This window comes from Bacteroides xylanisolvens XB1A, assembly GCF_000210075.1.
Lineage (GTDB): Bacteria > Bacteroidota > Bacteroidia > Bacteroidales > Bacteroidaceae > Bacteroides > Bacteroides xylanisolvens.
The window spans coordinates 468273-480337 of sequence record NC_021017.1 but is presented as its reverse complement, the minus strand read 5'-3'; the positions used below and the strand labels follow the sequence as shown (position 1 = coordinate 480337).

Sequence of the window (12065 nt, the reverse complement as noted above, 5' to 3'; positions counted from 1 at the left end):
CCTTACGGGTGTATTTTACTAATTCGGCAGCTTTCGGATTTCTTTTATAAGCCACATATATATCCCAGTAGAAAACACGTAATAACTGCATGATAGACTCCCGTCTGAATAAGTTGCGGGGTAAGTTGATACGAAAAATCAAAATATTGCAAAAGTGAATGAAACGTTGGCACTCTTCATCGTATAGCGGAGTACTGAAATTTTTCCGCATATAGAAAAAGAAATCAAGCGTAGGTATACATATCCCGCTTATTGTATCCATAAACAGGCTTTTGGGTACTTTTAGAAACGTCATTGAAAAGTCACTGCTAATCTCCGTGACAGAAGCCAGCTGAAAAGGGAAAATGACTACCAGATCATTGGAAACAATCCGTCGTTTATTACCAAAAACATTGAATAACGCACTTCCTCCCGTGCATATCCCATTTATCCCTTCTTCAAGATACATAGGATTTTCATCAAGAGGTAAATCGTCTATTTTAGTATAGACGTTAAACTCTTCTGTTTCCAATATATTATCGAATACTTTATCCTGCTTATATGGCTGGTTCTTTTCCATGGACTGCTATTTATCAATTATGTTGTTTGCCGTTATTTTTATCATACGGATGTCAGTCGTGCCATTTCGATTGAGCAAACTGTACCACCAAAGATATGGGAAAGATGTATAAAAAACTTTCTTTATCTTTCATCAAAATCATCAGTGCCAGGAAATATTCACCTTCATTAATATCAGGAACTGTCATATAAATCTTATCGTCCGAATATTTATGGATATCGCCACATTCTATCAACATTCTGTCATTGACGGAAGAGACAAGATATAGATTGGTACTTTCCCATGTCAACATATCCAGATTGTGACCGGTGATAACAATGGGAGCTTCCGGTGTAATGTTCCCATTACGCCTTTCATTTGAAGGATCATATATTTCTTTGATGACAGGAAACGGCGCTCCTTCAATCATTAATATTTCGGCTTTTATCGTTTTCATTTGATTGATCAGTTATTTTGTATCTTTTGTAAATGAATGAGCAAACTTATATTTCTATTCTATGGAATATCCCGGATGCAACGGAGATAATAGGAGCTTGCCTTGAGATCTCTGGCAGACTTATATTTCACTCTTGTCGCATCAGGATAAATTGTCATTGACCATGCTTGAGAAGAAGTTGTATTTTCCGTCGCTAACCAATAGGTGGTTGGTTTTATGTCAGATAAGGCAAATGCTTTACAATCGGTACCTTGGGTAGCTGTGGCCTCTAATTCCTTATAATAAATCATAATCAGGCTTCCTTCACGCAGTGTAGGTATCCGCCATGTTCCCGGAGCGTCCTGACCGTCTTTCCCCCGATACATTGCGCATCCCTTGGGAACAGCAATATTCTTCTCCGTACTATAACTATTACTGTTTGCCGTAGCAAGATAGCCATTTGCCGTAGCCCAATTCATTGTTTGCGTTCCACTGTCTTTTCCCTCGCTATCATTGCCATCGCTATATACGATATCCGGAGAGACTATAAAAAATGCAGATACAGTCTTATTGATTTTGCCTGCCTCAGACATGCTATCTATATGCCGGATAATCCTGTCTGTATAAACAGGGTTGCCCTCACTATCGGTAATAGGATTCGTATTTTGACCAGTCGAGGTGTACTCGTATAATTGAATGTTGTTATAAAAGACAGCACTTTTATCTCTGATCCTTTGTTTAGGCAAATCTTTCGAATTAATAGCCGCATACTTGTTTCCTCTTAAATCTTCATAGACTTCTATTGTCTGGGAATATCCCTTTAGCAAGATAAAAAGGGATGCGAAGATTATGACAGTTATTCTTTTCATTTTATTCTTTATATTTTCATTTTATCATTAATAAGTAACGGAAGGGAGAGGGATGTCTCTTACACACCTTGCACCACCCTCAGTCTTATAGTAAGAGTTAAGCCCGTAATACCACCTTTTGGCAGAAGTACCTCCATCTTCTGTAATTGTTTGCCCGCTGCTGGCATCTAATAGACTGCCGATATAGAGGCCAATTAGTTGATTGGATGCCGGTAAATACCATTTTAACTCCTCCCCTTCTATTCGTCCGTTTCCATCTTCATCCCGGTTCTTATCATAGCAAGCCCTTGCACTAAACGTACTAGCCGGGTGTTGATATTGATATAGCAATATATGTCCGGAAGCATCTTTCTGCGGGACAGGTATATTACCACTCCAAGTAAGGTTCTTTATATTCTCGGCCAGGTTTACCGTCGCGTTTTTTCCATAATACACGTCATCCGTCCCGTATGAATGAGCAGCTGTCACAATCCCATCGTAACCATATTCCACTTTACCCGATGATACGTCATACTGGTATACACTACGTTGCGGTCTGTCATGCACCAATCCCATTGTATAGTTTCCGTCAGTGTCTCTTTCTCCTCCAAAACACCCGGCATATACTGCCGGGCGCTGGTCCAGTCTGAATATATGGAAAGTTTGCAATGTTTCTCCTTCACCCTCTGGCATAGTAGTTACTTTAATGTATAAAGAACGCTTTCCTAATTTATCGGATTCACCCGGGTCAACCAGTTTGCCGTCATCATCATAAATGTATTCCTTATTATAGAGATAAAACTTCACCTGAGTGGGAAGTATGGAACTTGCCGTAACACGGGTATCCAATGGCTCTTTAACATTATTGAATGCATCCGTATAGTTGGAAGAGGAAGACAGGAGGAGCCAACTGCTTCCCTTATCGGCTCTCTGCGTACAATCTTCGTCAGTATATATTTCCACTTCCACTTTCCTTCCTTGAGTCTGTATAACTATCGGGCGGACACTATAAGCTGCATCCAGGTCATAAGTGGCACCCGTTTTGTTGTACAGGGTGCTGAATGACGCCCCAGAAGCCTTTACGTTAAGGCTGGAAAAAAATTCCACATACTGGCTGATGGTATATGCCCTGATCCGTTCATCGTTCTTCGCCGAGTTTATCTCTGCGTTTATGGCAGTACGCAAATTATAAAAATGGTTGGGTTCCACATCGAAGTTATTGGTGTTATTATTCCCAACATATATCTGGTAGATCGCGTATTCATTTGTTCCGGTAGTAGGGTATGCCCATGCCTCTATCTGCGTGCCCAGTGGCGGCGCAGCACCTGAAGGCACCTTATTGACCACTTTGTAGTAGCGCTGGCTTTCACTTAGAATAGTTGTAACCGTCCCTTGCCGATTCTGCGCTACATACCATGTTGCCGAGTAATAGCCATTGGAATCGGGCTCACCCAACTGATCCATTTCAAATGTGGCGTATGTATCCGCATCGGTATTTTTTTTAAGATTGGTGAGCCGGATAGTATTGTTCACATTCAGCAATTTCAAACCTTGTAACCGGTAATTTTCCACCTCGAACTTGTAACGTAAGGTAACGCGTGCCATCAACCTCTCGATTTCGATGCCTCCTACAAACCCGGCCGGTTTGTTGTATTCTACCAGACCACGCTTACCACCGTCGATGTCCACCACAGTGACACCTGACACTTCTCCGGCCAGCGGTACTTCATCATCTGCGGTGATAAGCGATTGGGTATGCCCTTCTACATTAATAAGATAGTCAAAACTCCAATTCTTGAGTTCATCAAGAGTGCTCACTCCGCTCATATCATAGTTAAGTTTAGGGCCTAATACCAACAGGTACAAGGTTTGATTCTCTGATACTACGAGGGGGACGTCTATCGTCATCAAATCATTTATGGCTGTTACTGCATCACTCAGTTTATGAGGATTTCCCTTAATGGAACCGTGCTCATCGAATTGGAAAAGCCAAAGGTTGTGTAACTTGGTCGTGCCGTCAGATACCCGGGTAGTTACCTCATGTGGTTCTTGTCCTTGTTCCAAAGCCACTGTAAACGACAACCCGGAATCGTTCCTATCCCTAAAAAGCGACTTAGCGGCGGAATATCCGCTCGTTGATGCAGGCTCTACAGCGGGGGGAATACCGACTTTCAGGCTGACCATAACCACCTTACCGGTAGCGTCACCGGGACCGTACTCTACCAGTTTATCTTTTGCACAGCCCACGAACGCCAGCAACAGCAAGGTGGTGCAGGCTGCCCGGAAATATCTTTTATATTTTGTTCTTAGGTTCATATCGTATATGTTTATTATCAAATTTTCATCCAAGGAGAGGACATCAGTAGCCGTTTTGCGTAATTGACGGACTGCCGAGAGGAACTGTCACTCCGGTATCTTTCGCCAGTAGAATATTAACAGTAAGATTGATAGAACTCGGACTGCTGTTCTCTGGAATTTCTATCGAGACAGAATAACTATACGTATTCGGTTCAGTATTCACTTTAGTACTGAGACACTTTTGGACGCCTCCATAAATAACCTGCAAAAACAGTTTTCCGGCAGGTATGGAGATATCCGTCGGAGTAAGCTGGATACTCACCGTATAAGTACCTCCCGTTTGAGATATATTACCCAGACTACTTAATCCGGTAGTAGCACGTAAATCATATCCGCTTTGCGAGACGGTGAGCAGTATGTATGCTCCTTGTCTGTCCGTCCAAACCGACTCCTTCCACCTTCACTCTGAATGAACGCGGTGAAGCACTTTCTTTACGTTTGACGTATACAGGGATATTTTCCGTATTGCTTCCGTGGGTCGTATGTACGATGGTGCCATCCGATGCGAACGAGAAATCAGTAGGCTCCGCTGTTCCCGCACCTTCTCCCGTGACAAGCGTTGCCGTCCAATAAGGCACATTGGATTTTATACCGAAATAAGCTTTTACACCTTTTTCGGTTCCCTGATAAGTAGGACTGGAGATGGCACCCGCCTCCATCTTGCTTTCCGGTATTTCATTGCGCACGCAGCGAATCATATAGGCACTTTGCCTGTCCTTGCCACTTTGGAAACTTGCACCCGATGAATTACCGGAGAATTCGAATACCGAAGCGTCGTCGTTCCAATACCATCCATTGGAACGGTCCCCCTGAGATACACCGCCCGCGTCTCTATAACGGTTATGCGGGGAAAGCAGCCAATGGAAAGAAGGATAACCGTATGAATTATTCTCGTTATCCGATGCCGCTATCAGGGCTTGGTTTTCATTCGGAGTAGCCATGTGCCACTGCCCGTTATCCACAATGTTTTGAGCCTTGATCTGGGTTTCGGAAAGTCCGGCCAACTTGCAGGGATCTCCCACCCCGGCTTTAACTTGGTCTACGGTGTTATTTGCAGGAATTCCGTCTGTGTTTAGGTAGGGAATATCTGTCCACCCGCTGATGCTTAAGGGATCGTATGAACCGGGATACCAGAGTACATCGTTCAATGCACTGGCATTGGTAGGAGCTATAAAACCCTCACCCGCACTTGTGCCGCTGTGCACGGCTATCAGGCTGCCATATTTGAACAATACATCCTTATATCCCGTCTCCGAATGATATGCTTTCAGTATACCTGAATAAACGCTGACATCATTCCAGATATTCACATTTCTGGATGTATCGGCAACCGCGTCATAATCTGCTGCCTTGTCACTCACTATGACCAGTCCGTCGATAGGTTTCCAGTTGATGGTGATATCATGTTCCTCCATTGCCACTATTTCCGCATATAACCCCATTGCACCCATACCGGTAATGGTGGCGTATATCTGATAATGGTTGTTTCGTGTCAGATTATAGTTTTTGGGAGGCTCTTGACCGATATTCAAGAGGTAAACGCAGTTCAGCACCTGAGAACTTCCGTTTTTAAGTACGCACTGCGCGTCAATCTTAAGGTAGGTTGCCTGAGAAGCATTTTCAGGTTGGGATAGCAAGTGTTCAGGAATATATGTGGCAGGAATTGTTATAAAATCCACTGTGTCAGGAATAGTATAGTTATTATCTTTTATAATATAATCGCCATTTTTGTCAAGCTCGCCTGTTCCTGATATCGTAAGGTCATCCGACCAAATATCTTCCGTATATGCCCGCCCTTCTTCTATAGGAGTGGCGGCCGGCATACGACATACTTTAACAGTGAGCTTGGTTACTTTGAAATCCTCATTCGGATTAGTTATATTTTTAATAGCTGTAAAGCTGATGCGGGATACCATGCGGGTTACGCTAACAGGCAATTCCGTCATTTTAATATTATTAATTGTTACTGTGGCGTTTTTTCCGTCACTGCGGGATTCCACATAGGCACGTGCCACATTTCCATACATGGGCGGAGGAGCAACGATACCTACGGCAGAGAATGTCACTTTTTCTATTTCATTTTCCAGTGTAATAGCAGCGAGCTTTTCGGCAAGCTCCGATGTTTCATTGCAGATGATATAAATGTTGTTATATCCCCGTGCCGCTCTTATAGAAGCGGTGTATGTGCTATCGACATTTATGGAAGCATCAGAAACGTCGTTGTATACCAGCTCGTTCTTGTCATTAAACACAATTGCACGTACGGAATTTATGACTTCATCTTTGTCGGTGGTAGCATTGCGCGTTCCCATTTTAATACTCATCGGTATCTTTTCTCCTTCGTAAATACGTGCGCCTGTTACTTCGTTCTCTTTTGTACAAGAGTAAGTAAACAGGGCAAACATTGTCAAAAGCAGGATATTTGCCGAAAATTTTATGTTGATAGTTATATTCATCCTTAATCGTGCCATAATTCCGTTTCAAAAAACGATTTACATATCTGTTGGTTGGAACCAGTAGGTCCAATTATTGATGGTTATACTTAATGCAATGTAGCCATTCTCTTCCTTATCTCCGATTCGAATGTTGATATCCCATTCGTATCTGCGGTCGAGGTATTCTTGATCGCCCATCATTTTCGGTTTGCTCATCAACAGGTAGTCAATAAGGTTTATAGTTGTTTTTCCTCCGATGTCTATTGTTTTTCCTGACGCTTTTTCGGTGATAGAAAAAGTCGTATCAGCATCCTTAATAAATCTAAGAGTATGGAGGCGGGTTTGTAGGGCGGTCTTACTGTCTTCCTCTTCAACTGAACAAGGATGGTAAATTATATTCTTGCTGCTCTCACCTACATTATTTTTATAGTCATAAAAATTGTTTGCAGTTATTAGTTGTATGTCATATTTTGAAGCATCCACCGGATTATTTCCTCGCGTAATGCCTATCGTTATATCATTAGTATTGCGCACCAAGCTGACATTTTCTGTATTACTGATATTTTCCGAAGAAAACATTAATAGAGGACCGCTATGCCATAATGCATCAAGATGGTTGTTACTTATGTTGTTTTCCGGCTCATATTTCAGCGTTAATTTATTTATTGGATCACCTGTATCCATTGTCGGAAGCTGATAGAATTTATCCGTTTTTCCAGCCCATACAACAGCTGTACAGCCTTTCAAACGATAGGGTATCAGCATACGATAGTCCGGACTTTTTAGCGAATGGCCATTATCAGTAAGTGTCTGTATATATTTTCCTTGCGTATCGAACACGAAAACCTTTACTTCTTCCACCTGTTCGGCGAACCAATCTTCATTTGCCATATTATAGTCATATCGGAATTTTAGAAAGAGGTCACATTGATCAAGGTCGTCATGAAGGACATCGCAACCGGTAATCCCTGCCACTATAAAAGCGGCAAGGATTATTTTGTATTTCTTTATGTGTCTTTTAATTCCCATTTATCAATGCAAATCAACACCTTGTGTCCAATAAGTCCATGGATTGATAGTGATTTTTACAGAAATATATGCATCTGCTTCATCATCATCGGTACCCGGAGGTGTAGGATTGTCAGGATCAGACGGATCGGGAATCCACGGTGTTCCGGGGCCGCTCACGCTTTGAAGTTCAAGGTGATACCAGTTGTTACGCACTACTCCGTATCGGCCTAAAGCCATCTTTTCGGTTACATTCTGATCGTGACGGATCAGGACATCGTAATAGCAAACAGATTCATGATAGTAACGCACGGCACAAAAACGTCCGATGATACCAGTTTTCGCAGTAAGTCCGTTCGCTTGAAGGTTTGTAATAAAATTGTCTATAGTGCTTTGATCGGCATCTCCAGCCACGAGCTTTGCTTTCTTTAAGAATATAGGTAAGTCTGTTTTTAGTCCGCCACTAGGAGTGTTTTTATATTCAGTTTTAAGCTGTTCTAATGTATAATAGTTTCCTTTCCAAGAAAAATAGCTACTATTTTCAGTCAAACTATTAGGAGTGTACTGTGCCTTTACTACCACCTTGGTAGTGAATCCTAATTGTTGTGCCTTAGCTTCCATTGTATTTTCAAGACAATACAGACTTGTTCCCTTACTCTGTGCAACAGCAGGCATCTCCTCACTTTCGCTATCTATATTTTTTAGATAATTGAAAGCTGCATCCATATTAGTTTCCATAGTACTATTATCACTAATATCAGGTTGTTCGCTCTTTAAATAGTTCTTATCCCGACGATAAACCGCTCCAGGCGTGGCATTATCGTAAGTGATAAGTTCGCTATACAGTTTCACACTTTTATTGGTAACGCTTAATTCCCAACCGCCAAAAGTAAATTTGGCACCGTCAGGTTTTGTAGAAAAAGGATCCTTAACCGCAAGTTCTACTTTTGCACTCAATCGATCCACAGAGATTTCTGCAGGATGGTCTTTTGCTTCTTTTTTTGCCGCATCTATTTTGTCTTGGGTATATCCATCCGGCTTATGCACCGTTACTCCCATCAATGCTCCTTCTATGCCAGCTCCTTCGCCTGCACTCGCCATCATGAAATTATCATTGGTAGCGATGTTGGCAATAACTGCTTCAATAGCAGTGTTAATTGCAGACCAAGGTTTACCTTTTACAGCATCCGTAGTTAAATTCCACCCTTTGCTCCCGTCGGTGTAAGGATTGATAACCACAAATACTTTTTTTGTTTTCTCTGGTACTAATTTTGCATCGCTAGCTACAGCTTCCGGGGTCCCTGTTCCACCGGATTCTCCTCCGCTATTCCCAACGGTCAAACCATCAAAATCAGCCACATCAAGGCACACATCATCCTCGTCAAATAATAAAACTTTGACGGCCCCTGCTTTACTTTCCCCAGAACTTCCCGGTTTTTCTTCTACATTCACTGCTCTTGAAGTAGCTGTGTGACTTTGCAGCGAAAGCGACAGATACGCTTTGCCATCCAGTTCACCACCCGGAATATTCCCTTCCCAGGCATCTTCACTACTACAGCCGGCAAATATAAAAACTGCCAATGTAGATAATAGAAAACTTCTTGTTTTCATCATTGTTAAATGTTTAAATGTTGTAAATAAAAAGATAATTATAATATATAAAAAATCAATAATCTAGTTTACTCATCAATTCGATATTCTCTTCTTTTTTGGCTAATTCCTCCAGATTGAGATTTGCTTGTTTCAATCCGGATTCAGCAGCCTTATTTAGATGTAACTTTGCTTGTTCATAGTCACCTCTTAGCAGATGTAATACTCCCACGGCATTTTCGTATTCCGGTGTGGAAGTCTCTGCTCTCTTTAAGTATTTTTCTGCCAAAAGAGTGTCTTTACGTGAAAGTGCAGCCGAAGCGGCATTCAGATTGGCAATCTTATCATCAGGAAAGACGCTAACGGCTGTTTCAAATAATTCGATAAACTCTGGTGAACCATTTTTGTAAGTTAGAGCAACCAAATAAATTTCATTCAGACTCAAATTTTGTGGCCGACTATGAATCAGCACTTTTGCTTGTTCTATATTAAAATTCTGAACATCGTACTCTATTTTACAGATTGCTTTACGCAGATGTGGGTAATACTCACGCAACATAAACCGATAAGGATTGCCATGTTTATATAACATCAACGATTTCTTGCGACTGGTATTCGTTCGGTAGTTTATTTCAACTGGTATGTGATCTATAATATGAAGAATTCCATCCTTTTCTGCCATGTCAGACCTTGCAACCATTTTACGTAGTCCTTCCCAGTTTTCGCCACCATATTCCACCTTGTATAATTCTTTAGAGAAAGGGAAACGAGGGAGAAGGTAATTAACAAGTGCCTTTGCACGTCCTTCGGAAAGCTGTTTGTTAAAAAGGACAGAACCCTCCGGTGAAGCATAACCAATGACTGATATTCCACGAATGGTAATGGCTGTATCATTTTTCACTTCGGCAAGCATGGAGGATATCTTTTTTAGTTCAATCGGATTATTCATATAGTCCGGTTTAATGTCGGTTTTTGATACGACAAAGTCCAGAAATGCTTCACATGACATCTCACGACTTTTGACTGGTTCAACTTTTGGCTGTACGTAACTAATATGTGGAGTGATTTGATAAGGGACGGGAAGTTTCTCCAAAGTAACAGCACTAAAAAGAGGAATAGCTGATAGTAACCTGCCTGGCCTGCAACAGCCCATCACTTCTTTCTTTACATTCAGATATGCATCCTTCATCCATGGCTCGAATGGAATTGTCAACGAGTACCGAATCTGTTCTTTTCCAGTCATTCCATACCCTTTTAATATGGAGTATGGAGCTTCTGACTGGTAAAAAGCATGTTCCTGCGTATTCATCAAAGCAAGTTTACGTTTCAGATTCTGATAGTTCTTACGACCTTTAATGGATATTTCCGGCAATTCCATCTGATGGTTTGCAGCAATCAATACTGGTATCAGTTCTATAGAATGATTGGAGCTGACTTGTATATTATCAAAGTTGTAAAGTATTTGAATATGTAATGAATCTCCCGCTTGCTGTAGTTCAAGAGCTGTTGGCTGTATAATTCCTGTATACCATTTCTTGGGATTTTCTTCTCCGTATGATAAAGAAGAAATGGTCAGGAATATGATTAACAGGTATAGGAATGATCTTAATTTTGTCATGGTTGTATTATTTTATAAGAAATATAAGTGAGATTGCAGCTTTAGTTGGTCCAAAATAATTGCGGTTTTCTGTTCCGACCTTTTCACCACAAGTCTTACACCGGAACTTGTCATAATGTAGCCGCACATATCCTGCACCTATATTTGCTTCAAGGCTCCAACGATTACTAAGAAGGAAGTGATAACCATACGAGATGCCTCCTCCTGCTCCCCATCCTTCATATCGGTAATGGCTGGAATTATCCCCGAATAAAAGTGGCAAGTGATGACCGGCTATGTTATATTGTGTTCCTATTATGTGTATCCCCCAAAAATGTCCGCTAAATCTTTCACATGTCCAATAACGATATTCCATTGTACCGAGCCAGTGCACCAGTTTTTTATTTGAAGATGCTTTATTGGGTGTAAACCAGTTAAGTCCGGCGCCAAGTTCTATTGTAGTGCGTGGAGAAAGTCCCCACTCTACTCCCAAGTTAGGAGTACCTGAATATGCACCGTAGAACAGGTTTGTTTTTACTGCTACCTTTTGGGCCGAACATTTTAAAATGCTTCCCCAACATATCAAAAGTAGAATTGCTATATATTGTATTTTCATCAGATGCGTATATTGAATATTTTGCTTTTGCTTGCGTTAATAAATGATTATCGAATGCGAAATTACAAAATAAATATATATTAAAGTAAAACGTTCTGAAATTGCACATGGATTCCGAAGTTTCGTTCAAAATAGTTCTATAAATCACTTAAATGAGGGTTAGATAACTATAAAAAGGACTTATCGGATAAACATTGTTAAATTATTATCCAACTTATTCAATTATCTTTTGTGACATACTGAACGTTTATACACGCGCAAAACAAACGATGTATAAGAATGATTATTTATATTTACATATTACTTGTGGTATTTCAACTATGCGTTTTGAAAGATCAGAATATTACAGCTAGTTTTGTTCCCGGATTTTAAGGGACCATCCGTTTCTTTAAAAGGAACAAGGCGTTCCTCGGTGAGAAACAGGTCGTTCCTTTAAAAGGAACGGCTCCTTGGTTTTAAACCAAAAAACAGTATCTATAATACACTGTATATCAATTTATTATAAAAAGAAGAATTCCGTCCCGATAACCATGGGAATATTCTCAATAAACCAAACGGAATTCACAGTCCAAGGGGCTGTATATACATACTTTTTTATTACAAACTTTAAAAAAAATCCCATGGTTACAGTTACAATTA

The 12065-nt window shown here is 40.9% G+C and carries 7 protein-coding genes and 2 pseudogenes; all 9 read right to left on the bottom strand.

Annotated elements, in window-relative coordinates:
• Nucleotides 1-559: pseudogene (locus BXY_RS01925) on the bottom strand (AraC family transcriptional regulator); the annotation flags it as partial.
• A 52-nt stretch (nt 560-611) separates the two neighbouring features.
• A complete protein-coding gene (locus BXY_RS01920; RefSeq protein ID WP_004310750.1) occupies nt 612-995 on the bottom strand; it encodes a DUF4469 domain-containing protein in 384 nt (127 codons plus the stop codon).
• A 59-nt stretch (nt 996-1054) separates the two neighbouring features.
• Entirely contained in the window at nt 1055-1843 is a 789-nt protein-coding gene (locus BXY_RS01915) for a hypothetical protein (RefSeq protein ID WP_008022262.1), read from the bottom strand.
• A gap of 27 nt (nt 1844-1870) precedes the next feature.
• Nucleotides 1871-4138 (bottom strand): DUF4906 domain-containing protein, encoded by a 2268-nt coding sequence (locus BXY_RS01910; RefSeq protein ID WP_008022261.1) that lies wholly within the window; start codon nt 4136-4138, stop codon nt 1871-1873.
• Nucleotides 4139-4181: 43 nt separating this feature from the next.
• A pseudogene (locus BXY_RS01905) lies at nt 4182-6651 on the bottom strand (fimbrial protein).
• Between the two features lie 21 nt (nt 6652-6672).
• Nucleotides 6673-7644 carry a FimB/Mfa2 family fimbrial subunit gene (locus BXY_RS01900; RefSeq protein ID WP_004314794.1) on the bottom strand — a complete coding sequence of 324 codons (972 nt, stop codon included), beginning with the start codon at nt 7642-7644 and terminating at the stop codon, nt 6673-6675.
• Nucleotides 7645-7647: 3 nt separating this feature from the next.
• Nucleotides 7648-9234 (bottom strand): Mfa1 family fimbria major subunit, encoded by a 1587-nt coding sequence (locus BXY_RS01895; protein WP_208946907.1) that lies wholly within the window; start codon nt 9232-9234, stop codon nt 7648-7650.
• Between the two features lie 55 nt (nt 9235-9289).
• Entirely contained in the window at nt 9290-10831 is a 1542-nt protein-coding gene (locus BXY_RS01890; RefSeq protein ID WP_015531082.1) for a DUF3868 domain-containing protein, read from the bottom strand.
• Between the two features lie 7 nt (nt 10832-10838).
• Nucleotides 10839-11426: a DUF3575 domain-containing protein gene (locus BXY_RS01885; RefSeq protein ID WP_004314797.1), complete on the bottom strand. Its 588-nt coding sequence runs from the start codon at nt 11424-11426 to the stop codon at nt 10839-10841.
• Nucleotides 11427-12065 lie beyond the last annotated feature (639 nt).

Excerpts from the sequence above, each read along its gene's own strand:
- BXY_RS01885 (WP_004314797.1), bottom strand. The coding sequence starts at position 11,426 with ATGAAAATACAATATATAGCAATTCTACTTTTGATATGTTGGGGAAGC.
- BXY_RS01895 (WP_208946907.1), bottom strand. The coding sequence starts at position 9,234 with ATGAAAACAAGAAGTTTTCTATTATCTACATTGGCAGTTTTTATATTT.
- BXY_RS01910 (WP_008022261.1), bottom strand. The coding sequence starts at position 4,138 with ATGAACCTAAGAACAAAATATAAAAGATATTTCCGGGCAGCCTGCACC.
- BXY_RS01915 (WP_008022262.1), bottom strand. The coding sequence starts at position 1,843 with ATGAAAAGAATAACTGTCATAATCTTCGCATCCCTTTTTATCTTGCTA.
- BXY_RS01890 (WP_015531082.1), bottom strand. The coding sequence starts at position 10,831 with ATGACAAAATTAAGATCATTCCTATACCTGTTAATCATATTCCTGACC.
- BXY_RS01900 (WP_004314794.1), bottom strand. The coding sequence starts at position 7,644 with ATGGGAATTAAAAGACACATAAAGAAATACAAAATAATCCTTGCCGCT.
- BXY_RS01920 (WP_004310750.1), bottom strand. The coding sequence starts at position 995 with ATGAAAACGATAAAAGCCGAAATATTAATGATTGAAGGAGCGCCGTTT.